Origin of the sequence: Streptomyces cynarae (assembly GCF_025642135.1) — a bacterium.
Lineage (GTDB): Bacteria > Actinomycetota > Actinomycetes > Streptomycetales > Streptomycetaceae > Streptomyces > Streptomyces cynarae.
The window spans coordinates 97,815-120,358 of record NZ_CP106794.1; the positions used below are offsets into that span (position 1 = coordinate 97,815).

At 66.4% G+C, this 22,544-nt stretch carries 26 protein-coding genes and 2 pseudogenes; 13 read left to right on the forward strand and 15 right to left on the reverse strand.

Features of this window, described 5'->3' with window-relative positions; all coding sequences use genetic code 11:
- Positions 1–7: 7 nt before the first annotated feature.
- Both N8I84_RS41435 and N8I84_RS41440 read right to left on the reverse strand, forming a co-directional pair.
- Entirely contained in the window at positions 8–1,234 is a 1,227-nt protein-coding gene (locus N8I84_RS41435) for an MFS transporter (protein ID WP_263235149.1), read from the reverse strand.
- On the reverse strand, positions 1,231–1,794 hold the full coding sequence (locus N8I84_RS41440) for a winged helix-turn-helix domain-containing protein (protein WP_263235150.1): 564 nt from the start codon (positions 1,792–1,794) through the stop codon (positions 1,231–1,233). The genes N8I84_RS41435 and N8I84_RS41440 overlap by 4 nt, the downstream gene beginning before the upstream one ends.
- An 810-nt stretch (positions 1,795–2,604) precedes the next feature.
- On the opposite strand from N8I84_RS41440, the gene N8I84_RS41445 reads away from it, so the two are divergent.
- Positions 2,605–3,885, forward strand: a complete 1,281-nt coding sequence (locus N8I84_RS41445; protein WP_263235152.1) for an IS701 family transposase — start codon at positions 2,605–2,607, stop codon at positions 3,883–3,885.
- Between the two features lie 237 nt (positions 3,886–4,122).
- Here the strand turns inward: N8I84_RS41445 and N8I84_RS41450 are convergent, their stop codons facing one another.
- The gene (locus N8I84_RS41450) at positions 4,123–5,211 is read right to left on the reverse strand and encodes a helix-turn-helix domain-containing protein (protein ID WP_263235154.1); all 1,089 of its coding nucleotides are present in this window, start codon (positions 5,209–5,211) and stop codon (positions 4,123–4,125) included.
- A 550-nt stretch (positions 5,212–5,761) separates the two neighbouring features.
- Between N8I84_RS41450 and N8I84_RS41455 the strand changes: the two genes are divergently transcribed.
- From N8I84_RS41455 to N8I84_RS41495, 9 genes and pseudogenes are all read left to right on the forward strand, one after another.
- Complete coding sequence (locus tag N8I84_RS41455) at positions 5,762–6,361, forward strand: hypothetical protein (protein WP_263235156.1); 600 nt, start codon at positions 5,762–5,764, stop codon at positions 6,359–6,361.
- Positions 6,358–6,915, forward strand: coding sequence for a toxin (locus tag N8I84_RS41460; protein ID WP_263235157.1), 558 nt, complete (start codon positions 6,358–6,360; stop codon positions 6,913–6,915). The genes N8I84_RS41455 and N8I84_RS41460 overlap by 4 nt, the downstream gene beginning before the upstream one ends.
- Positions 6,915–8,093, forward strand: coding sequence for an MAB_1171c family putative transporter (locus tag N8I84_RS41465; protein ID WP_263235158.1), 1,179 nt, complete (start codon positions 6,915–6,917; stop codon positions 8,091–8,093). Before N8I84_RS41460 ends, N8I84_RS41465 begins: the two co-directional genes overlap by 1 nt.
- Before the next feature lie 6 nt (positions 8,094–8,099).
- Positions 8,100–9,518: an FAD-dependent oxidoreductase gene (locus tag N8I84_RS41470; RefSeq protein WP_263235160.1), complete on the forward strand. Its 1,419-nt coding sequence runs from the start codon at positions 8,100–8,102 to the stop codon at positions 9,516–9,518.
- Between the two features lie 124 nt (positions 9,519–9,642).
- A complete protein-coding gene (locus N8I84_RS41475; protein WP_263235162.1) occupies positions 9,643–10,896 on the forward strand; it encodes a hypothetical protein in 1,254 nt (417 codons plus the stop codon).
- Positions 10,897–10,926: 30 nt separating this feature from the next.
- A pseudogene (locus N8I84_RS41480) lies at positions 10,927–11,313 on the forward strand (ATP-binding protein); the annotation flags it as partial.
- A gap of 1 nt (position 11,314) precedes the next feature.
- Positions 11,315–11,584 (forward strand): hypothetical protein, encoded by a 270-nt coding sequence (locus N8I84_RS41485; protein ID WP_263235501.1) that lies wholly within the window; start codon positions 11,315–11,317, stop codon positions 11,582–11,584.
- Between the two features lie 10 nt (positions 11,585–11,594).
- Complete coding sequence (locus tag N8I84_RS41490; RefSeq protein WP_263235502.1) at positions 11,595–11,747, forward strand: hypothetical protein; 153 nt, start codon at positions 11,595–11,597, stop codon at positions 11,745–11,747.
- Positions 11,748–11,771: 24 nt separating this feature from the next.
- Positions 11,772–12,152, forward strand: coding sequence for an MBL fold metallo-hydrolase (locus N8I84_RS41495; protein WP_313884365.1), 381 nt, complete (start codon positions 11,772–11,774; stop codon positions 12,150–12,152).
- A gap of 121 nt (positions 12,153–12,273) precedes the next feature.
- Here N8I84_RS41495 and N8I84_RS41500 read toward each other — a convergent pair whose 3' ends face one another.
- From N8I84_RS41500 to N8I84_RS41545, 10 genes are all read right to left on the reverse strand, one after another.
- Positions 12,274–12,585, reverse strand: a complete 312-nt coding sequence (locus tag N8I84_RS41500) for a replication initiation protein, RepL2 (protein ID WP_263235164.1) — start codon at positions 12,583–12,585, stop codon at positions 12,274–12,276.
- Positions 12,582–13,034, reverse strand: a complete 453-nt coding sequence (locus tag N8I84_RS41505) for a MarR family transcriptional regulator (RefSeq protein ID WP_263235165.1) — start codon at positions 13,032–13,034, stop codon at positions 12,582–12,584. Before N8I84_RS41505 ends, N8I84_RS41500 begins: the two co-directional genes overlap by 4 nt.
- A 1,282-nt stretch (positions 13,035–14,316) precedes the next feature.
- Positions 14,317–14,982, reverse strand: coding sequence for a hypothetical protein (locus tag N8I84_RS41510; protein WP_263235166.1), 666 nt, complete (start codon positions 14,980–14,982; stop codon positions 14,317–14,319).
- Positions 14,982–15,506 carry a DUF2199 domain-containing protein gene (locus N8I84_RS41515; RefSeq protein ID WP_263235167.1) on the reverse strand — a complete coding sequence of 175 codons (525 nt, stop codon included), beginning with the start codon at positions 15,504–15,506 and terminating at the stop codon, positions 14,982–14,984. Before N8I84_RS41515 ends, N8I84_RS41510 begins: the two co-directional genes overlap by 1 nt.
- A gap of 22 nt (positions 15,507–15,528) precedes the next feature.
- Complete coding sequence (locus tag N8I84_RS41520) at positions 15,529–16,662, reverse strand: IS630 family transposase (protein WP_263235168.1); 1,134 nt, start codon at positions 16,660–16,662, stop codon at positions 15,529–15,531.
- A gap of 48 nt (positions 16,663–16,710) precedes the next feature.
- Entirely contained in the window at positions 16,711–16,977 is a 267-nt protein-coding gene (locus tag N8I84_RS41525; protein WP_263235170.1) for a hypothetical protein, read from the reverse strand.
- A 423-nt stretch (positions 16,978–17,400) separates the two neighbouring features.
- The gene (locus N8I84_RS41530) at positions 17,401–17,742 is read right to left on the reverse strand and encodes a hypothetical protein (RefSeq protein WP_263235172.1); all 342 of its coding nucleotides are present in this window, start codon (positions 17,740–17,742) and stop codon (positions 17,401–17,403) included.
- 18 nt (positions 17,743–17,760) lie between these two features.
- Positions 17,761–18,033, reverse strand: coding sequence for a hypothetical protein (locus N8I84_RS41535; RefSeq protein ID WP_263235173.1), 273 nt, complete (start codon positions 18,031–18,033; stop codon positions 17,761–17,763).
- Positions 18,033–18,266 carry a hypothetical protein gene (locus N8I84_RS41540; RefSeq protein ID WP_263235175.1) on the reverse strand — a complete coding sequence of 78 codons (234 nt, stop codon included), beginning with the start codon at positions 18,264–18,266 and terminating at the stop codon, positions 18,033–18,035. The genes N8I84_RS41535 and N8I84_RS41540 overlap by 1 nt, the downstream gene beginning before the upstream one ends.
- Before the next feature lie 388 nt (positions 18,267–18,654).
- Positions 18,655–19,131, reverse strand: a complete 477-nt coding sequence (locus tag N8I84_RS41545; protein WP_390899091.1) for an NUDIX hydrolase — start codon at positions 19,129–19,131, stop codon at positions 18,655–18,657.
- Between the two features lie 403 nt (positions 19,132–19,534).
- On the opposite strand from N8I84_RS41545, the gene N8I84_RS41550 reads away from it, so the two are divergent.
- Together N8I84_RS41550 and N8I84_RS41555 are read left to right on the forward strand one after the other, a co-directional pair.
- On the forward strand, positions 19,535–20,479 hold the full coding sequence (locus N8I84_RS41550) for a HEAT repeat domain-containing protein (protein ID WP_263235177.1): 945 nt from the start codon (positions 19,535–19,537) through the stop codon (positions 20,477–20,479).
- Positions 20,479–20,862, forward strand: coding sequence for a hypothetical protein (locus N8I84_RS41555; protein ID WP_263235178.1), 384 nt, complete (start codon positions 20,479–20,481; stop codon positions 20,860–20,862). Before N8I84_RS41550 ends, N8I84_RS41555 begins: the two co-directional genes overlap by 1 nt.
- 164 nt (positions 20,863–21,026) lie before the next feature.
- On the opposite strand, the gene N8I84_RS41560 is transcribed toward N8I84_RS41555, so the two are convergent.
- A complete protein-coding gene (locus N8I84_RS41560) occupies positions 21,027–21,536 on the reverse strand; it encodes a PIN domain-containing protein (RefSeq protein WP_263235180.1) in 510 nt (169 codons plus the stop codon).
- Positions 21,537–21,745: 209 nt separating this feature from the next.
- On the opposite strand from N8I84_RS41560, the gene N8I84_RS41565 reads away from it, so the two are divergent.
- On the forward strand, positions 21,746–22,045 hold the full coding sequence (locus N8I84_RS41565) for a hypothetical protein (protein WP_263235182.1): 300 nt from the start codon (positions 21,746–21,748) through the stop codon (positions 22,043–22,045).
- 181 nt (positions 22,046–22,226) lie between these two features.
- Here N8I84_RS41565 and N8I84_RS41570 read toward each other — a convergent pair.
- Positions 22,227–22,409: pseudogene (locus tag N8I84_RS41570) on the reverse strand (IS5/IS1182 family transposase); the annotation flags it as partial.
- Between the last annotated feature and the right edge of the window lie 135 nt (positions 22,410–22,544).

Here is a 22,544-nt window from a genome sequence, read left to right on the forward strand (position 1 = left end):
CGGCGAACTATTCGAAAGAGATCGGGGTGGAGACCGGGGAAGTTGATGAGGAGATTCCCCGGTCGAGCCAGAGGACTACGGCGACGAAGCCCATGGCCACTCCTGTCCCGCCGAAAAGCAGGCGGTAGTCCACCAGACCCACCAAAATGGCGCCGAGCCCGATGGCCAGGGCTTGAGGTCCGCTGATGAGAGTGTCCAGGGCAACGGCGGTGCGGCCGAGCAGGTCCGCCGGAGTACGCCGCTGCAGGAGGGTGTTGGTGCCGACCATGGAGATAGGCAGACCCATGCCGATGAGCACGGAGGCAGGCAGCGCCAGCCACAGAGCGGGGTGCACCAACGCAATGCTGCCGAGGGCGAACAGCGCGATCCCGACAGCGACGCAGCCGATCTCCCCGAACCGCCTCACCACACGCGCCGAGGCGAGCCCCCCGGCGACGCCCCCCACTCCCTGTGCCGAGACGAGGACGCCGAGGAAGGCCGCGTCGCGTCCCAGGCCCTGGTCGACGTAGGCGAAATATAGGCTCTCGCCCAGTCCCAGCCCGATCATACTGAGCGCGGAGCAGCACACGACCTTGCGGAGCGCCGGCTCACCCACGAGGTAACGGATTCCCGCACCGACTTCAGACGTCCAGGTCAGACCTCCCGATGTCTGCGGGACCTGCACCACTGTCTCATGCCTGGCCAGCAGCACTCCCGCAACGGCGGCGAAGAGGAAGCACACGGCGCATCCGGCCGCGAGCCTGGCGCCCCCGAGCACGCTGAAGAGCCCGGCGCCGACCAAGGGACCGATCAGGCGGAACGCCTGCTTCACCGTCTGGAGGGCGCTGTTCGCATCGGGCAGCAGGTCGGCAGACACCAGCTCGGGAACGAGGGCGCTGACCGTCGCGCCGAGGACGATGTACGAGAGTCCGTAGCCGGCTGCCACCGCGTAGACGATCCACAGGTCCGGCGCCTGCCGGACGGCGAGCAGCGGCAGCAGCAAGAGTGCTGTGAGCAGGTTCAGCACCACGAAGATCACACGACGGGATATCCGGTCCACGATCCATCCCGCCAGCGGTGCCACCAGCATGGGAGCACTGAGCGCCAGGAACGTCGCACCGGCCAGCCCGTCCGACCCGGTCAGGTCCTTCACCCAGATGCCGAGGGCCAGGATCAGCACCGATTCGGCCAGCATGCTGACCGTGAGGGCCACGAAGAGCGTGCGAAACTCCCGCAGGGCTAACAAGTCCTTCATTCCCTTGCCTCTTCCTCTGTGTCCTTGCCGGCCAGCGGCGCCTCGGCCGGAATGCCCCACCCCATGAGCCGCACGGGCCGGGATCCCTCCGGACGGGCAGCGGGGTCTTCGATGCGGAGCAGATACGGGGCGAACAGCTCCGTTACAGCAGCCCGCAGTTCGTTCAGTTCGTCGGGGGTGCACCAACCCACCGCCTGGTTGAAGAAGCCGGCGTCACGCCACTCGGGCGTCCCGCGCCTGCGTGTGGCGAGCCATTCCCGCAAGGCCCGGTACTCGAGTTCGATCAGCACCTGCGCCGCGGCGTCTCCAGCGCGCGCCAGCTCGGAGCTTTCCTCGCCGGTCCCCCACCGGTGGGCATCGACGACCATGCGCCAGGGTCGCTGACGGCCTCGCCTGCCTTCGACCTCGGCGATGAAGCCGTACTTGTTCAACTGCCTGAGGTGCCAAGAACAGTTGGCCGGACTCTCATCGACGAGCTGTGCCACCTCGGTCGCGGTCAGTGGTCCCTGCAGGGCCACCGCCTCCAGGATGCGAAGGCGCAGCGGATGCGCGATGGCCATCAGGGCACGTGGATCAGTGATGACGCGTGATGGTTGTGCGGACATGCGCGGAGTCTAACTTTCAAAATGGTTCTTTTGAAAGAGCTCTTTTGATACTGCCGTCTCGTGTACTGACGAGTCGGCCGCTTCCCCGGCTGGGCCTGGCTCCCGAGTTGCGCGGAGATCCTGTCCGTCGCGCCCGTCGCCGCGGCCGCCGACCCGGAACATGCCGAATGGCCCCGGATCAGGGCAATAGCGAGCGAGACCACGGGCCACTGGATCACGGCCAGTACGGCTTGAAACGTGCAGGTGCGGCAGATGGGCACCGTGCGGTGACCGTCTGGCGCGGGGTCACCTGCTTCTTTTCTGGCCGGCGTCCCTGGTGCCCGCACCCTCACGTCGACCGCAGCCTCCGTCGTACACCAGTACCGGAAGGTCGCGCGAGAGCGGGCGCCACCCGGGACGCTGTCACGGGCGAAGCAGCAGACGGCGATCCTCGCCCGTGCACTGAGGCACGCGCGCGCTTCCGGGAAGAAGGTAGAACCGCCCACGGCCTTCGGATCGGCTCCACAGACGTGGATTCGCCGCCTTCTCCATCGACCAAACAGGGCGCAAGCACGACGGCACAACCTGCCGTGCCGGTCGCGTACGAGAAAGTCCCATGGCCGCAGCAAGCCCCGGCCTCAGCACTCCCGCCGTACCCGAGTAAGAGAGCAGGATGTGCAACGCCGTGCTCCTTACAGGGAACCATGCGGTACATCGGCGACACGGGCCCTAATAGGACTCCGTTAGGTCTTCCCGTCGGCCCTGTTCGGGAGCATGTTGGGTGGGGTGGACGCACATGAAGTGAACCGTGTCCGGGCGAAGTTGGCATTGTTCGTGGCTGATGTGTTCGCCTCGGTGCCGCGCAAGGACCAGCGGGCCAAGGGCGACTGCTATCTGCGCGGACTGATGCTGGACGGCCGTCGCAAGTCCATTCAGGCCATGGCCTCGCGATTACCGGACGGCAACGAGCAGAACCTGCAGCAGTTCGTGAACCAGTCCACCTGGGATCCGGTGCCGGTGCAGCGGCGGCTCTGTGAGCGGATGCTGCCGCTGATCGATCCGGTGGCCTGGGTGATCGACGACGTGTCGGTGCCCAAGGACGGCCGGCTGTCGGCTGGGGTGGCTCCGCAGTACTGCGGAGCCTTGGGAAAGAGGGCGAACTGCCAGGTCGCGGTCAGCGTCCACGCCGCGACCGATACCGCGTCCTGCCCGCTGCAATGGCGCCTGTTCCTGCCCAAGGACTGGGCGTCGGACACCGCTCGCCGAGCCCTCGCCCGCATCCCGGCGGACGTCACGCACCGCGAGAAGTGGCGCCTCGCCCTGGACATGCTCGACACGCTCGCAGCCTGGGGCATGACGCCTCCGGTCGTGGTGGCCGACGCCGCATACGGCACCAACGCTCACCTGCGGACCGCGCTGTCCGAGCGCGGACTTGCCTACGTCCTGGCCGTCCGGTCGGACGTAAGCGCCCACCCCTTCGAGACGAAGCCCGTCGCTCCGGCCCGCAAGGGGGCCATCGGCTGCTGGCCCCAGCCCGGCTACCGGCAGAGGGCACCGTCGGTGGCAGCCCTGGCCGCCGGCCTCAAGCCGGAGGCCTTCACCCCGCTCACCTGGCGGCACGGCTCGAGAGGCGCGTTACGCTCCCGCTTCGCCGCCGTGCGCGTGCGCACGGCCGGCAAAGCAGTCGAGCGTCCCGTCAAAGCCGCGGCCTCGGCCGAACAAGGCTGGTGGGACGGTGTCCTGCCCGACTGCTGGCTGCTGATCGAGTGGCCCGCCGATGCCGAAGCACCGACCGATTACTGGCTGTCCAACCTGCCGGCCGACACCCCGATCGCCGACCTGGTCCGTCTGGCCAAGGTCCGCTGGCGCATCGAACACGACTACCGCGAACTCAAGCACGGCCTGGGCCTGGACCACTTCGAGGGCCGTTCCTGGCCCGGCTGGCACCACCACGTCACCCTCGTGACCGCCGCCCACGCCTTCCTCACCGAACAGCGCCTGGCCCCAAAAGTACCCGGACCGGTCTCACCCTCTACCAAGTCCTCGACGCCCTCCAGGGCATCCTGAGGTGCTGGACCGGCGTCTGCACCACCTGCCACCAACCCCTGCCCAGCAGGTCACACTCAAGGCCAAGATCGAGACGGACCTAACGGAGTCCTATTAGGGACCTTTCCGGCCGATGCGTCGCGACATCTGCTCGTTGAGGCATCGCGACCGTGATTCCAGCGCAGACGCACACTACTGAGCGAGTTGGTACGGCACACAGCACTCAGCCGAAGGTGGTCCCGGAGTCGTGCACCGGGATCATTCCGATGAGGTCTGCGCCTCGCAGATCGAGCACAGTTCGTCGGACGCGTGTACTGGCCGGCCGCAGAGTCCGTCCTGGCCCGCACATTCGTGGAACCTGCGAACGACGGGGTCGTCTCCCGCCCGATACATGCGCGAAGTGGAAGGTGTTGATGATCTGTGGGGCGCGGGAGAGGCGTCTGCAACTCTTAGGCGTGCGGCGATCACGGCTCCTACCGACTTATGCACCGGGTGGGGTAGTGGCCGAGTGATGATCTCGCTGAGTGCCTCTCGGGTCCATCCTTTTGCCAGGAGCTGATCGACGACCTGGCCCTGGTCTGCAAGCGCTGGGCCTAGTAGCAGGAACTCGGGGTGAAGCATGCCTATGCGCAACAGAAGCCGCGCGCCTTCGCAGTCGGGGACGTCAAGTCCCCCAAGGTGTTCGGGCGTCTGGTTCGCACCTGGACCAGCCTTGTGCTGGACGGGCGAATCGGATGGAAGGACGGATGTCTCATGGTTCTGTGGTGGTTGACTGACGGTTTGTGGCTCGATCTGAACGGACCCCGGGCTCATGTTGCCTACCTCCACAGGTTCACGTTGAGCCGGGGCCGGGCTCAACATGGCCCCTAGGCCGGGCTCATGTTGAGCCTTCAGCAGGTCAGGGCTAGCCTGATGGCTATTCTGGGCAATTGAATCACATTGAGACTTCACGAGGTCAGGCGCCTGCCGGTCGACTCTCTTTCTCTTCACCGGCACCTCCGCCTCAGGGTCGAAGGTCAGCTGTTCAACAACGTTGTCGTCGTACTCCCTGTTTGGTCGCTTCATCGCGGCAAGGAGTTCCAGGTTCACGCGCGTCAGGTTGGTGATCGGTTCGCCCGTCTTAGGGTCGAGACGCCGTTTAGTGGCGATCAGCTGCTTTTCGATGAGCCGCTTCTTGACGCGTTTGACGGTTGCGATGGAGGTTCCGCAGTCGTCAGCGAGGCGCTGCTGGCCCGGCCAGCAGTAGCCGTGGTCGTCCGTGCGGTTGCAGTAGGCGATGAGGAGCAGCTTCTCCGGTCCGTCAAGGCCTTCGGCCTCAAGCACCATTGCCACATGCTTAATGGTCACGCCCGGATGCCCTTCTCCCGTGGCTTTCCTTCGAGTTGTGCTGCAGCAGCCGGGAGCATGGAGCGGAGGGCGCGTCCTGTCGCTCGGAATCGCGCAGGGTCAGCATTCGGCGCGGTGGTGCTTGAGCGGTCGGTCGGCCGGCGGGGTATGTCCGGAGGCTGATGCTGCTGACGTCCGTGTTCACACGGCACGAGGTCTCGAGGACCTGGCCTGCGGAGCCACGAGCGCTCGGTATGGGTTAACTCGGCCCAGGTGGTGACGCCGGGCGGGCGGTCCATGATGGCTGTTGTGGGATGAGGTACAGGCACGCGGTCATGGGGGGCACGTGGTGGACTCTCTCGTGAGGGAGGTGTGGGGGGGTCCCCGGCTGGCGCGCAGTGCACGCACCGCGTCCGGGCGGACCTCCTCTGTGCCCGGATCTTGCTATGACCTAGTCGGGCTGTCAACGATCGTTGGTGGTTCTGGCCAACGATCGTTGGTGTCCCTTAATGTTGCCTGGACGCGTACTGACAAGTGCGCGTCTGATCCACCGACTCCCGGGAGCACATCGGTGAGCACTCTTCAGGAGACGCTCGCGCGTCTCGACGCACTGATCGCCGAGAGAGGTCTCAGCCGTGAGGAGACTCTCGATCCAGTCGCCCTGGCACGCAGCACAGCTCTATCAGAGGAAACCGTCCGAGCCCTGCTAAACGGTGAGAGCGTGCCCGAGGAGGATATCGATCAGCGCGTGGTGAAGCGGGTGAGAGCTCTCTTCCTGGCGCGCCTGGTCGAAACGGGCAAGAGCCGGACAAGACTGTGCAACGAGGCAGCGGCCCAGATGGAGATTAGCGGCGAGTGGGCGCGTCTCCTGCTGAACGGTGAGAAAGTCCCGAACGTCAAACTCCTTGCTGGCTTGGAAGAATTCTTCGGCGTGGAGCCGGGATCTTTCCAGTGCACGGCAGTTGATGCCCTCAGCCGTGTGCTGAGGCCGATTCTATCCGGCTTGGAGGTCGACTCGGAGACCTCCGCCGACCCAATGACTGACCTGATGGACCGGTTTAACATTGTGTCAATGGCCCGTAGGGGCAAGCCTGCAACCCCCCACCAGGCAGCAATGATGGCGCAGTTCATCGTTGCCGTTCTTGAATCCGGACCGGAGGAAGACCGGTGAGCAGCAAGAGGATGAGGAAGCTCCTCTCGGAACTGACGACAAGCGTGGCGCAGACGTTAGAACGACCTGCGGAACCAGAGGTCCTTATGCGCGCACTGTGCGACGCTATGGGCGAGCGTCAGCGCATACGGGTGCACTTGCACTTCCGTCCGTTTCCCGACGGTCTAGGCACCTCTGGCCTCTACCTTAATTTCGGCGATCAGATAAAGATCATTGTCGAGCAGCGGACCACGCCGGAACATCAGCTGCTCATTCTGGGCCATGAGTTGTGGCACCTGGAACAAGGGGACTGCGGGCACCTTGCACCGGATGCGGCGGCTGCCGCGCGCAGGTTCGCTGAGGATGGCACAGACTGGGCCAAACTACTTACCGTGGCGGCCCGTGCAGTCTCTCACGACGTGGACGAGACAGCCGCCGAAACTTTTGGCCTGTTGTGCCGCGGCCGGTTTGAGTCCTGGATGCATGGACCGCATGCCCGGGGTCCTGTCAGCCAGGCGACCGTCGAGGGGCGGATCGCGACCGCGCTCGACCCGCGGTCGACTGGGCTGGCCTGATGACGCTTAAAGATCTCTACATCCCCTACGTCTTCCCGGCTCTGGCTTTGTCGGTGGCGTTGCTGGCCAAGCTGCCGACCATTATGCGGGCCTGGAAGGACCCGGAACTGAAGGATTTACGGGCCGTCGCCGGCCTGCTGGTGCTGGCCATCGGCGTATTCGTGGTCGCTGCACCACGCAATCTGCACCTGCAAAACGTGATCTTCGGGGTTCCGAACATCGCAGCGCCCATCACCTATACGGTTCTTTCGGCGTTCAGCGCGTCCTGTCTGGCTCTCCTGATCACTTGGAGGGAGCCAGAGTCGCCGAGCAGGACTCGCAAGATCAGGTCGGTGTGGGGGGCGTACGCCGGTGTCATCATCGGTCTGTGGCTGACTTTCAGCCTGGCCGATATGCACGTCGAACGTTTGCGTGACCTGGATACCTACTACGCCAACACGCCGTGGGCCCGTGAGCACATCCTGCTGTACCTGCTCGCACACACTGCTTCCGCGTTCGTCGCATCCTGGCTCATCCTGACCTGGATCGGCAGGGTCGACCGGTGGCTGCGCGCGGGACTGATCTCGATGCTGATCGGCTACATCGTCGGTGTGGGATACGACGTGGCCAAGCTGTCGGCCGTCGGTGCCCGCTGGATCGGAAGAGACGAAGACTGGCTCAGCACCGACGTCGCGCCCCCATTCGCAGCGACCTGCGCGATCTTCGTGGCCCTGGGCTTTCTCCTACCTCAGGTCGGCCCCTACCTGCAGGAACGTCTGAACACTCTGTCCTCCCTCCGCGCCTTGAAGCCCTTGTGGCGCACGATGAGCAGCATCCAGCCCGAGTCGGCCACCGTACCGGTGAGCTGGCGATCTTCGGTTGAACTGCGCCTTATGCGGCGTCAGGCCAACATCAGCGACGGCCTGCTGTACCTAGCGCCCTACTTCGACGACAAACTGCGTCATCGCGTCTACGAGGAGGCCCGGAGCGCAGGCCACGATGAGGCCACGGCGCGAGGTATCGCTGGAGCTGCAGATGTCTTGGCCGCGATCGAAAAGTGCAAGTGCTCCGTACGCAACAACGGCCAGACGGCCGTTCCTCTGTCGGACGACTTCCGCGCCGTTCAGCCCATTTCCCGCGCTCTGCGCAGCCCTGCCGAGGTGGATCAGCTCCTCCACGCGGCTGAAAAGAAGGTGTGACTGACCATGAGGAAACTCCGCGCGATCATCATCGGCGGCAGTCTGACCGGCATGCTTTCAGCGGCCGCCCTCGCCCGCTACGCAGAGGTTCACGTTATCGAGCGCGATGTACTACCCCCCGGGGCCGAGCCCCGCAAGGGCCTGCCACAAGCACGTCACGGCCACCTACTGTGGTCCGGCGGCGTCCGCGCCATCGAGAGCATCCTCCCGGGCTTCGCCGACATCCTGGTCGAGGCTGGCGGTCGCCGTGTACCTATCTTCGCGGACCTAGTCTCCTTGGCCCCGCAGGGCGTCTGGTTCACCCGCCGACAGCGCTCCCAGCACTACATGCTGCTGTCCACCCGCGACCTCCTCGACGCCACGATGCGCGCCGAGGTCCTGGCGTTGCACGCCGTCACCCTCCACCAGCGCACAGAATTCCTCAGCCTCGTCGGAGACGCCAGCCGGGTCACGGGTGCGCGTATCCGCAAGGACGACATCGAATCCACCATCGAGGCCGACTTGGTCATCGATGCGAGCGGGCGGGGGTCACGCGCCCAGACCTGGCTTCAGGAGCTCGGGCTGCCCCAGGTGTCCGAACGCACTGTGGATTCCGGTGTCGGCTACGCAACACGCCTGTTTCGCGCCCCGAGTTGGGGAAAGGCTATGCCGATCGTCAATGTCCAGGCCGACCCGCGCGGCGGCACGGGCACGAGCGGCGTGATTCTACCGGTAGAGGGCAACCGTTGGCTGGTCACGGTCTCCGGCACGCGCGGCGTGCACCCCAGTGGTGACCCTGACGAGTTCGAGACCTATGCCCGCAGCTTGCGGCACCCGGTCATCGGTGAACTCATTACCGGCGCCCGGCCGGAAAGCAAGGTATTCACGACCAAGAGCACCGCGAATCGCCGGCGTTACTACGAAAAGGCGGATAGGTGGCCGGAGGGCTTCGTTGTCTTGGGTGACGCGGTCGCCACCTACAACCCGGTCTACGGGCAGGGCATGTCTGTCGCCGCCAAATCGGTTGCCGCCATGCTGGACGAGATCCAACGGCATGGTCTGGGATCCCCCGGCATCGCCCGCCGCATCCAGCGCGCCGCCGCACGGCACGTGGAAACCGCCTGGAGCCTTGCGGTCACTCAGGACAACTTCTACGACGGAGCCAGCGAGCAGCCGCCCACCGTCGTCGAGCGGCTTCTCGGCGCATACGTCGACCGAATCGTCGTCGCCTCGACCCGTAGCGCTGCCGTCTCTCGAGCCTTGTTGGACGTGATGAGCATGGAGCAACCCCCCATCCGCCTGCTCAGGCCGACGCTGATGCTGGCCGCCGCGTTGAGCCCCAGCCGCAGCGACCGGATCGGAGCACCGCCGCTGCGGTCGGCTGAGCTGAACGCTGCCGGCTACCCGTCCGCGAGCGCGTTCCGCCACAGACGCAACGCTGCATAACCGCGCGCCGAAGGCACGCCCGGTTGTCCGGCCTGATCAGCCCTTTGCCGGGCAGCGCCTTCCTGCCAACTGCGCCAGCGATCAGCGAGTCACTGCTCGATTCCGACGTCTGGAGAGCGTCACCGTGCAGACCACACCTGGACGCCCCCTGCTCCTGGTGGGCGCCGGCCAGCGGGCCTACTACGCGCACAGCTTCCTTCAGATGGCTGCTACGTGGCCCCTGGTGCTCGTCGATCGGACCACACCCGCGTGGGTTCGGCCCTACCTCGCAGGCGAGATCGCAACCGGCCTGTCCGCGGCAGACGACGTCGTCTCAGCAGTTCGCAAGTTCACCGCCACGCGGCCCGCTGCGGGCGTAGTTACCTACCTGACAGGGCATGCCGCACTCACCGCTAACGTCGCGCGCATGCTGGGTTTGCCCGGCAACCGGCCAGATGCTGTCGCGTCCGCGCAGGGTGCGACCTGGATTCCCCGCGCTCCGCACAAGGCTGGTGTTTCCACCGCATCGGCAAGCATGGTCGCCTACGAGGACAGTGTGATGGCTGCCGCACGCACCGTGGACAGCCCGACCGCTGTGACGACGGCCGGCGGCGAGGGGCCGTTGCGGGCGAACGGTGTTAACGGCGCCAGGGCCGTGTCTCAAGGGGTCCGCGAAGGTGCGAGCGCGGCTCCGTTCGCTGCGGCAGTCGCCGTCGAAGAATTCGGGCTGGAGGGAGCGGACGTCGGTGTGGAGGCGGTGCTGGTCTCCTCCGAGGACATCCGGTTCGTCGCCGTCACACGCAACATTGTCGATACTGCTGTGGCCGCTAGTCCCCTCGGCTACAGCGTCTGCGCACACGACTCCCTGCTTCACGACGAAACCCTCCAGAACAGCGTCGCGAAGGCCATCACCGAGCGCGGCCTCGCCACCGGCGTCGTGCATGCAGACGTGCGTCTGGACACACGCGGTCCGCGGGTACTGCGCATAAGCCCGTGCCTCGCCGAGGGCCTTATCCCACTGCTCGTGGTGCGCGCTACCGGAATCAGCCTGGCGCGCGTGGCGGCCTCACTGGCCGCAGGCTTCTTGCCGGACCTGTCTCCCACGCTGAAGCGGGCCGCTGCGGTCCGGTTCCTCTATCCGTCTGCCTCGGGCCAACTGGCGGGCCGTGCCGCACCCGAGGCGTACATGGGAAGGCCCTGGCTGGACCGCTTCTCGTGGACGCATCAGACTGAAGAAGAGGTGCTCGGCCCGCCCTTCAGCGGCTTCGAAGACCGTCTGGCGCACTGGGTGGTCACAGGGTCGGATTCTCTGGAGTGCGCGAGCCGTCTGCACTTGGTGGGTGAGCAGATCAGCGCGCAGATCGTTCCATCGGCAGACCGGTCCGTCGACGTGAGCTGATCGGTCCATGTTGAGATGACGCCCACAACCCGCGGCAAGTCGCTGCGGAAGTTCGGCTTCGAGGCCAACCGCAACATTGACGCAGCCGCGATCCACACTTTCGCCAAATGTGGATGGAGCAAGAAGGCCTTGCCCCTCTGCCTCATCGGTAGCTTCGTCGGCACGGGCAAGTCTCACCTGCTGATCGAACTGGGCGCCCAGGCCGCGATGGCCGGCCAGCGGGTGAAATCCGTCCTGGCGGCCAAGCTGGTCGAGGCCGCGAACGAGAAGCAGCTGACCAAGACGATCGCCCGCTACGGCCGCGTCGTCCTGCTCTGCGGTGCCGAACTTGGCTATGTGAAACTCGACAGCCGCGGCACCAAACTCTGCTTGCAGGTCCTGACCAAACGCGAGGAGAAGAACACTCCACGACTGGCACATGAGCTGGGTCGACAGGCAGTTCGCCGCACAGGAAGCGTTCACCGCGGCCTTCCCCACCCTGAAACCCGCCGAGACACGCCAGTGCTTCGGCCCCGCCCTGCACTGGAAGAAGCCCGGCGAGGGCGAGGGCAAGGTCTGCCTCGACGATCACGGCCGCGCCACGATCAAGTTCGAGCACGTCCCCAAGGGCCGCGGTCAGCCAGGCCGGGACGGAGACGTGGGGCGCTGGCTGGTTCCACGAGGGCTCCGGCGGGTTCGCCGAGGCTGAGCCAGGGCACTTGTACGAGGACGAGCAGACATACGCGGAGTATGCGTTCGACGTCCACGAAGACGGCACCGTCATGTTCGGGATCAGCTACGTAAAGGTCAACAACATCGTGACGATCCTCGACGCCCTCGAGCAGGCACTCGCCGAGCACCGCACCGGCTGACCTTGCAGGAGAAGAGGTGACGTGGTGCCCAGGATCCGTACCGCGTCACCTCACTCGGCCGCCCTGGGCGCGGCTCACCGCCCGCCTGCGCCTGCAACCTATGTGGCCGCCGGTCTGCGGCTGCTTCCCGCTCCCGGCCACACGCCCGGCCAGGTAGCGGTGCGCATCGACAGCCCGGGAAGCTCGGCGCTGATCACAGGCGACCCCCTGCATCACCCCGTGCAGCTCGCTCGGCCCGGCATCGGGTGCACCGCTGACACCGATCCGGCCATGGCAGCCCGCACCCGCGCCGCCCTGCTCGCTTCCGTGGCGGACACCGGCACGCTGCTGCTCGGCAGCCAATTCGCCCACCCGACGGGCGGGCATGTGCGACGCGACGGCACGGCGTTCCGCCTCGACGCATGACCTGATCACGGCGACGAACCGGACGTGCACGGGAAGCTCATGTACGTGAGGTCAATGAGTACCGGCCTTGAGATCGGTACTCATTGACCTGACGTACATGAACTCTGCCTCACGGAACCGTTCAGGTTGCGCGGCGCAGGGGGACGACGACGTCCTCGCCGGTGCTCTTGGCGCTAAGGCGGTAGTAGCTGATGTGTGCCAGCCGCTCGGATTCCTCGAGCCATCCGGCCTCCACGACCTGGCGCCGTGTACGGGAGAACACGGTCGGGGACATGCCGACGAGCTTGGCGAGGTTGGCACCGGTATCAATGACGGCGCCGGCGCGGTCGGTGGGGTGCATCGCGTAGAGCATGACGACCAGGCGCTGGTTGGCGGTCATGCCAGCCGTGCGGTGCAGGACGTCCAGGAGCTTCCGCTTGTCGTCGTTGTTCACTGGGCCTCCCACCGCGAAGGGGTCGTGTTGTCGAAGCCGGGGATGTCCGGCGGGTTGCACGTCTTGATCGCTTCCCTCTGCTCGATCCCGGTGCCGTGAAAGGCAATGTACGGGCTGATCCGGTAGAGCCTGTAGTTGCCGATGCGTCCGCGCTCGATCAGGATGCGCCGCTTGAGTAGTTTCCGGTTGATCTTTCCGACGGCATCGGCGGTCATCCCGACCTTCTTGGCGATGTCCGCACCGGTCGCCCTCAGCGGTGCCATACCTGGGGGAGAGACTCCGATCCACCACAGCACCATGTACTTCTGGCTGGGGGTGAATTCCTTGCTCTCGGTGATCGCCTCGACCCTGGCCTTGTCCACCTGGATGTGTTCGCCGGAGAAGGCGTATGGCGCATATGGGATGGCCTCGCCTGTGTCGGCATCGACCAGTCTGCGTACTGCTCCCAATGGGCCCTCCCCAAGGCTGGGCATTGCCTCAACGTGCATGAGTGGCGACCTCTGGGGCCGACCAGATGAACTTAACGTACATGAGCGCAGAGTTCATGAACTACGCCTCCGTGGCGTGTCGCTCAACCTGACCTCGATCCATCCTCCGGTTAACCGCCTCCGAAGCAGCTCCGACTGATGAACCTGAAGTCAATGTGGTCAGATCCTGCAGGCGTGGTCACGGTTTGCAAAACATGGGTACTACTGCTTCAAGAGCCGCCTGCCCAGCTCACAAAGACTGGGTGCACGATGCTGAGGGCTGGGTGCCAGATCGTCGGATCTTGATGCTGAAAGACGTTTCCGCAGGCCACAGCGCTCTTGACGTCCGCGTCCTCTCTAACAGTGGGACAGGCCGTTACCTGCCGCAGCACCACCCACGCCACGCTGCCCAGATGGCAGTCGCGCGAAGCGTCACCTGGTGCCTTCCATAGGGGCGTTCACATCCGTACCCCCTCCCACTGGTCGACGAAGACTCTCGCCTGCTTCCCCGGTCCCTAGCCACCGAAAGCACGCCACGACGCGGCCGGAGCCGAACAAATACCGGCCATGTATGCCTCCTTCAGCCCGTCCCGACCTCAGCCACGCTGTTTCTCAACACCCTCCACAGGCCGCGGTCGCCCGACCACCTGCGGGCCCCGTCGGTGCACCGGAGGCCCCCGGGGCCGAGGATGTACCGGCCCGTAGGCGAGAAGAGCCGCGTCTTTTCCGGTTCACAGCGGTGCTGGCCTGCTTGCTGCGCCGAGCCGTCCTCCGCCTGCCCGTGCGAATGCTGCGCTGCATGCTGCACTCAAGACACCACGCAAGCCCCCCCGACGCGGACGCAGTAGCAGGACCAGAAGCAGCGCCATACAGCAGCCGCAGGCCTTCGCCGGTGGCTCTCCTCACGCCTGACAGCCTTGCACCGCGACGCGTCTGGACAGATCCGCTGTGAGGCTCGCAATCTCTGCTCCTTCGGGGAGCTCGAGGCGCTGCTTGCGTTGCTGAGGAAGACTGTTCGCCACCAACGGCTGCCGCATCGGTGCCGTCGTCATAGGCCTGGCGACCGTGATCGGAACCGGCACCGCCCTGTGGCCGTTCATGAAGTAGCCCTACGATCGACCGCTCCCCGTCCCCGTCAGCTGGAAGACACCGTTGGCTAATCCTGTCCGCAGTGTTCCCCTCGGCTTCGGGGAGCAGGTGTGACTGGGCATGATGGTTGGCCCATGCGGCCAAGTAGATGCTCGAATCCGGCGGCGTCGGCGAGTCAGCCGCCCTGGAGGCCCCACTTGTCGAGGCCGCTGTAGATGTGAGCTTCAAGGCATTGCGGGGCGTCAAGGCCGACGGCTTCGCCCCGGTAGAGGGCGATAAGTGAATTCTTGCCCCGCCACCAGGAGTCTGTCAGTCCTTGCACTTCGGGTACCGGCTCGTACCCCTCGAGGTTCAGGTAGTCGACGGCCTTGCCGGTGATCTTCGTAATGGTTTTGGCCCAGCGTCCCGCGTGGGCGGCCAGCGCCAGTGATTCCACCCATCCGTCCGTGCTGGCATGCAGTGGTGCCCAGCGGGAGCCATGGATTCCGAACTCTCCGCCGGGGCCGATCATGAATCCATAGGCCATGGAGTACCGGCAGTCCCCGGCCGGGATCCACCAGCCCTCTGAGGCCGAGCCCTCGGGGCGGTCCGCGTCCAGGGTGCGCGGGCCGCCCTCGTAGAACGGGGAGGGCGGCAGTGCGAGGCCACCCCATCGGCCTTGGAATGCCATGGCCCGGTCCACCTCCGCGGCGGGGATCCCGTGCTCGATCCACGCATGCCGATGACGCTGGATGCCTTGCCGAGCCACGCAGATGATGCCGTGCGCCTCGACGAAGCTCTTGGCTCGGCGGGTGAGACCGGTAGGCGCGACAGGGATCGGCGATACGGACTTGCCGGCCATCACCTCTGGTCGCTCTGCTTGCCGTGGATCACGGCTGCCGCGATCTCCCGCACACGGTCTGGAGTGATCCCCCTGCGCTGTTCGACAGCGAGAGGATGGACAGTGGGCTCAAGTTCAACACAGGGGCGCTCACCGACCGGGCGCGTGTGGATGTGAGTCTTGAGATTGAGGGTCGTGGGCGCGTAGACCGGCAGGTCGGTCGTAAGCCAGCCGAAGTACGGCTCCTCGGCTTCGCGACCGGGCGTATCCCACAAGTCCGCCGTGCGGGAGAAGTTCTCGTGGCTGAGCGAGACCCAGACCCCCCAGGAGAACACCTCGTCACGGCCGAGGACCGGTATTTCGATCAGGCCCTTGACGAAGTAGTGCTGCGCGCGGATCACGCACAGGTCCGACGAGAGCAGGCAGTCCTCGGCGTCGGCGAAGGCCTGATCCCACACGGCTGGGGCCTCGGCCGTGTAGTTCATCGGCAGCTCGGGGTGGCGGGCTCCACAACACATGCAGGTGAATCCGAGATCACTGGTCATGGTGTTGGAGCCTAGTGCCGCATCAGGCAACGTTCGCCCTGTTGACTACTGCGCGGAGCCGTTCGTCGGCGGCGTGCTTGTTCCGCCAGATGATGTAGCGGCGGATCATGCTGCCCTGCTCCTTGTGGGTGGCGTGGTCCGTTCCGTCCAGTGCGAAGTAGCGCAGGGCGGTGAACTGGGCCTCGATGCGATTGAGCCAGGAGCCGTTGGTCGGGGTGTAGGCGAATTCGACGTTGTTGGCCTCGGCCCAGTCGCCGACCCGGGTGTCCTTCTTCGTGATCAGGTGCGGGGAGAAGTTGTCGAGCACGATGGCGATCCGGATCTGCGGCGGGTAAAGGCTGCGCAGGTAGCGGCAGAACTCCAGGAACCTCGTGCGGTTCTTCTTCGGCTTGATGTGGCCATAGAGCTTGTCCTTGGCCAGGTCGTAGGCGGCGAACAGGTGCCTGACCCCGTGCGGGCGGGTGTAGGACGCGCGTCGGCGGGGGCGGGGTTCACGGTCGGGGTCCTTGTGCCGTCCGCCGCGCTCGGTCCATTGCCTCCCGGGGTGGGGCTGGAGGTTGAGCGGGCCGAACTCGTCCAGGCATAAGACGATGTCGGGTTCGCCGTCCTCGGGTATGACCTCGCCGTCGGCGATCGCGTAGAGGTGCTCGACGCGGGCTTTCTTGGTCGCGTAGTCGGGGTCGCGGGAGGTCTTCCAGGTCTTTATGCCTTGAAAGGACACGCCCTCCTCGCGGAGCAGGGCCCGTAGGCCCTCGTGGCTGATGTCGTCGACCACCCCCTCGGCGACCAGGAAGTCGGCCAGTTTGGCCAGGCTCCAGGTCGAGAACAGCAGGCCGTGTTCGGCCGGCTTGGACTTGGCGATCTTCTTGATCTCCCGGCGTTCGGGGAGGGTGAAGGTTCTGGGCCGACCGCCTTTGTACTTGGGGTAGAGGGCCGCGAAGCCGTCGGCGTTGAAGTTGTGGATCACGTCTCGGATCCGGTCCGCGCTGGTGAATGTCACCTCGGCGATCTTCGCCACAGGCATGCCCTGCGCGGACAGCAGCACCATCTGGGCTCGCCGCCAGGTCACCACCGACCCCGTGCCCCTGCGGATGATCCGCAGCAGTCTTCGGCCCTCGTCGTCATCGATCTCCCGTACCTGCACCCGTTCGGCCACGCCCACATCCTGGCAGCGACCGGGACTTGGGACGGAGCTGCGGCCGCTTCACATCGCTCGGCGCTTCCTCAGCTCAGCGAGCCATGTGCGCACCTGTTCGTCATCGTGCAGGTAGCCGCCGCCCTCGCCCGCAGGGAGATCGATTCCGTAAAGGCGGTTCAGCGCCCACCAGGACAGGTCGTCCCAGACGATTCCGTCCTCCATCACCCACCTCGCCGCCCAGCGGTCGGCCTCGTCCCTGGGCAACCGACCCTCGACAAGCTCAACGAAGCGATCTTCGATCTCGTCAAGGGTTGGCTGGCCGCTGGCATTCATGCCCTGACCGTACCGGCAGGGCAAACGTTGCCTGATGCGGCACTAGTTACGAGTCCTGGTCCGAACCCGGGCGGGAGTCCCCTCCCGCCCACTGCCTCAACTTGCGTAGCCGTGAGCGGCTGGGAGGCTCCTGATCGCCTCCTCGGAAGCCCAGGAGTGCCCGAACGGCGCAGACGGCCACACAGCGCCGGGAAGGATCACGTGCGCGCGACGGCGACGGTCGTGCGAATGCTGCCCACCCGCACATTGGGCAGTAACTACAGGCGCTGAGCGAGGGTCTCGCAGTATCCAAGAGAGATTGCCGCCACCCCGAGGTCGCCCCTGGCTGCGGCCTACCAGGCCACGGCCATGGTTGTTCTGCAGCGGGCTGTCCTCGCCAGCAGACGCGGCTTATTCGACCCGGGCGACCAGCACGCGGTCGGCCTAGTCCAGGACCTCGGGCCAGACACCGGCGTACGTCTTCGGATCCACCCCGGTCAGGGGCGTCAGCCACAGGTCAGCGTGCGACTGGAGCAGCTGCTCGGCCGACCGGTAGTCCAGGACGGACCCACAGGACAGTCGCAGCCCGTCTGCGTCGGCCGTGATCCCGGGCCACCCGGGCAGGGCCTGGGAGTGGGCGGGGCACAGGAGCATGAGCCAGGCCGGCGGCTCACCCGGAGCCCCAGGGCCCTGCCGGAGCACGGTCGCCGTGGCGGTCCAATCCAGGACCTGGCGGAGCCCGGTCAGTTGTCGGCCAGCGGTGAGCTGCATGATGTCGGACGGCACCTTGGGCTCCTTCGGCGGCTAGACCTCGATGTACGCGACGACCACCACGGTGCGCAGCGCGGTGACGAAGTACAGGACGCGCACCTGCTCGACTTCGTCGGTGTACTGGCGCAGCTGGGGGCCGGAGGTGTCGCCGGGGATCGGCTCGCCGACGTCGGGGTCGACGGAGATGACGACCAGGGCGCGGTCCAGGGCGTGGAGCTCCGCCTCGCTGGTGATGTTCTCCAGCTGCTTGGCGGCGGAGTCGGAGAAGGCGATACGTGCGCGGCGCGGGTTCTGTTGTGGGGCCATCAGGCGACGGCCGGGCGCTGGCCAGCGAGCCGGGCGAGGTGGGCCTCGCGCAGTTCCTCCCACGGCGTGCAGTCCTCCACCGAGGGCAGCCCGTTGGCCGCGATGTCCTCCAGGACGGCGGCGAACTGGTCGGCGCTGGCGCGGGTCTTGGCCGCGTACGCACGCAGCCCGTCGGCGGCCGCAGGCTGCAGCTGCTGCCGGGCGTGGTCGGCGGGTGCTGGCTGTTCGCTCATCGAGGGCTCCAGAAGGCAGAACTGGCGTCTCCCCAACGGTATCGGCCGCCCCGGGTGCTGGGGACCACTCCGGACGAACCCGGCCGTACGAGGGTGCGAGACCCAGGGACCCAGGTGGACCCAGCTCCCGGCGCGCTCCGTGCCCACCAGGGAAAACACCGGTCTCGGGACCCGGGTTCTGGGGCGGCTGCTGGGTCCACCTCGGTCGCCCGTCGGCGCTGATACAGATCAGCTGATCAGTGACACAGACAGGCGTGTCGACCTGGGGAAACAGGGGGTTGATGACACAGGTCGTCCGGACTGTTCATGTCCGGTGACAGCAAACCTTGACCGTTTGCCACTGAACACTGACCACTGCTCGATGGCGCGGCGGCGTCGGGGTGCTGGGCTACCGGGTGAGCGCGGCGAGGTAAGCGTCCAGGGGCTGCACATACCCTGGGAGGCGTTCGAGGAGGTCCCACCAGCGGATGGCCGAGATTTCCTCGGTGGGCTCGAAGGCGCGGGTCTCGGCGCAGGATCCTGCGTAGAGGGCCAGATATTCCTCTCGCTGGTCAGGCGCGAGGACGAACCGCGCGTAGCCGATGAACCGCAACTGTTCGTCAGGCTCCTGCCCGCTCTCCTCCAGTAGCTCCCGTGCTGCTGCCTGGCGGGAGGTTTCGCCCTCTTCGATGCTCCCTCCTGGAAGCTCCCAGGACTGGCGGTACCGATCGAAGACCATGAGGACCCGACCGGCTCGCCACACGGCCACCAGGGCCGCCGGCAGCGGGGCGTCCTGCGGCGGCGCTGCCTCGCCGCCCCGCGCGAACGAGATCAAGGAGTTGCCACGGCCATCGGCTGCAAGCGGTTCGTCTGCGGGGTAGGCCACGGTCGGATGCTTCCCCGAGCGACTCCATGAGAAGCCCTCCGCCCTCGCGCTCCGGCCGGTCAAACTTCAGTGGCAAACGGCCAAGGTTCAGTGGCACCGGGCAGTTCAGGAGCGAACGGTAACCGGACTCCAACCGTGTCACGCTGATCAGGCAAGAGGCCCGGATCGGGGTCCGGGCCCGTGTTTCCGGGCCGAACCGGCCCCGTGACACCCCGCCGTGACAGCCGGATGGGATGCGTGACACCCCACTGGGCGTGACAGCGTGACAGCCACCTTCCGTGATCGTCACGGCTGTCCTTTGACAGGCGATCTTGACCGACTGACAGGTGAGTTTGACCGCTGGGCTCAAGGAGACAGCTCGCCTGCGGGATCGGTGTCAGCGGTCCCTGCGAGCATACGGATCATGAAACGATCCGACGATCTCCTGGCAGGGCTGGACGACATCGACTGGGCAGCCCTGGGGCACGCCTATGGCAGCGCCGAGGACGTGCCCGGCCAGCTCCGGACGGTGTGCGGGCTGGACGAGGAGGCCCGGGAGAGCGCCTTCCGCAGCCTGTTCGGCAACATCTTCCACCAGGGCACCCGGTACTCGGCCTCTCCGTACGCCGTGCCGTTCCTCACCCGAATCGCCGTCGCGGGCCCGGTCGGCGCCCGGGCCGACGCGCTGCTGCTGCTGACCCGTCTGGCCATTGATTGGCACGACGAGTACGACCTCCCGCTCGGCATCGACACCGCCGCGTGGCGCGCCACAGCCATCAGCCCCGAAGAGAATCTGCGCTGGTACGACGAGCAGATCGCCGCCGAGACCGACGAGGAGCGGCTGAAGAACCTGTGTGAGGGACGGGCGTACTGTGCGGCGGGGCACCCCGTCGACGCCCGCGAGGGCGCACTGCGCTCCTATGACGCGGTCCGCGCCCAGCTTCCCGTCCTGCTCGAACTGCTCGACGACCAGGACCCGGAGATCCGCACCAAAACCGCGTACCTACTCGGCTGGTTCCCCGAGGAGGCCGACGCCACCCTGCTCCCATTGCTGGCCTGCCTCGACGGCGAGCGGGACCCAGTCTGCGTCGCCACGGTCCTCGTCTCGGTCGGGCTGATCGCCGACCACGACCCGGACGGCCGACTCCGGCACCACCTCGACCACGAGCACCCCTTGCCGCGCTGGGCCGCCGCCACCGCCCTGACCCGCTTGCTGGTCGCACACCCGGCCACCGCGTCCGGTCTGCCGCCGGCGGAGCGCATCGCCGCCGAGCTGGCGGCCTTCGGCGCCGGGCCGCCCCCGAGACCGCCACCGCCCACCACGCGGGCGACCTGCAGAGCTACACCGTCCGCAGCCTGCTGCACCTGATGGGCGCCGCCGAGGACCCGGACGGGGTCCTCCTGGAGATCGTTCGCGCCCTGCCTCGTATCGAGGAGACCGGAGTCGTGCCCCGCCCGCTGGCGGTCCGCGCCGAGAACCTGCTGGAAGCCCTGTTCGACCCCGCGGACACCGTACCGGTGTTCGCCGAGCTCTCCCCTGGGCGCCGGGAGTTGCTGAGGGTCCTGGCCGAGCTGCTGACCGCCGCGGACTTCCAGCCCGTGCCGTTCGGCTCCGACCTCCACGAGCGGTTCACCCAGTACGGCCTCCCCGGTACCCGCCCCGCCCTACGCGCCTACGTCGGACTGTCCACCAAGGGTGAGGACCCGAGCGCTCCCCTCCCCGACCCCTGGGCACCGTTCCGCAACCACTGATCCCACCGCCCCTCACCGAGCACCGGCCGCTGGCCGAGATCGGGTGACAGGAACCCAGCAGCGGTCAAACTCACCTGGCAAACGGTCAAGATCACCTGTCAGAGGACAGAAAGCCTAGGCGCGAGCTCCGTCTCACACCCTCACAGACTTCACAGGGCTCCCCGTCACCTGGGGATATGGGGTGTGAGGCTCAATGCCTCACACCCTTCCGGATGGTGATCTGTAGGGGTCAGGGTTCGATGAACGGCAGCGCGACGGCGTGCAAGTTTGGTCTGGAGGTTGATGTCACTGGTGGCGACGTACCACGCGGAACCGGGGTGCTGGGACTGCAGGAGCAGGGTCGAGGCGATGAATCGGTCGTCCGGGACATCCAGGTCGAGCCAGTCGGGCAGCGCGTCAAGCTTGGGTTCGATGTACTCGAAGACGGCGTGGACGTCGCCGGCGACCCGGACGCCGAGGGTGACGTCACCGTTGTTGCGCAGCCCCTTCAGACGCCGGTCGGCCTTCTTGGCCGCCTCGCGCAGGACGTCGGTCCGGCCGGCTCGCTTTTTCTCACCGAGCTCGCGCAGCACGACCGGCAGCAGGTGCGCCATGTAGCGCGGACCGATCTGCCCGGTGTAGGCGGCGAGATCGGGATTGTCGATCAACGCGTTGGTGTCGACGGTCAGGCGCACCGGCCACGGGTCCGTCGGCAGCAAATCGGTCAGGCTCCATAGCTGCTGGACGGACGCCTGTAGGAGCTTCACCGCCTCTGGCATGTGCTGCGGGATGGTCCAGTCGTCCCACGTGCCCTCGCGGACCAGCCGACGCTCCAGGTGCTCCAGGCTCTCCTGGATCTAGGCCACGGCCGCGATACGGTGCAACCTCCATGAAGGGGGCCGTGATGGAAGACCAGGTCTGGCAGTTGCGTCGAGGTCATGAAGTCGTCGGCGTCCTGACACTCGAAGCCGTCGATATGTTCTGGACCGATTGCCGGTTCGAACCCTCAGATGGCTGGCTGGGTCTCAAGCCGTTCATTGACGCATCGCGGGCTGCATGGGAGCGGAAGGACCAGGACGCGGCCATCGAGGCTGACGAGGCGATCTACGCGCTTGGCCTCGAATTGGTGCCCGAGAGTGGGGGCGAGATCATCAGAGACTTCCTGCTGCGGATCAACGGCGATACCGCACGCTTCCGGTACTGAGTCGTTGGGCCCGTCCTTGGGTCGTCCGAGGCTCTCGGTGGCGGGCGGACGAGGCTTTGGCGGGGCGTCGTGAGGCGGTCCGAGTGCTCGGCGGTGGGCGGCTCTTGTCAAGACCACATGCGGCGGCTGACACCAGCGGCTGACACCAACAAGCACGAACGGCAGCGGTCGGCGCCGGACCTCAGTGGAACACGTACCCGCACTTGTCGTATCGAGTGGCCACGGCCCGGTGGTTCTTGAGTTTGTTGATAGCCCGTTCAACGGTGTTGCGCTTCTTGTAGCGGTCCTCGTCGAAGCCGGGTGGCCGCCCACCGCGTGCGCCTTTGCGTAGGCGGGCGGCCTGGCTGTCGGTCTTCTCCGCGATCGTGTGGTCGGGCAGGGAAATCCGCTCGGCTGCGTCCCACAGGTGCGGCACGACGTCGTCTCCCTCGGCATCGGCGTGGACGAGGCAGCGCAGCGACCGGGTGGCGATGTCGGCGCGGACTCGCCGGTTGACGTC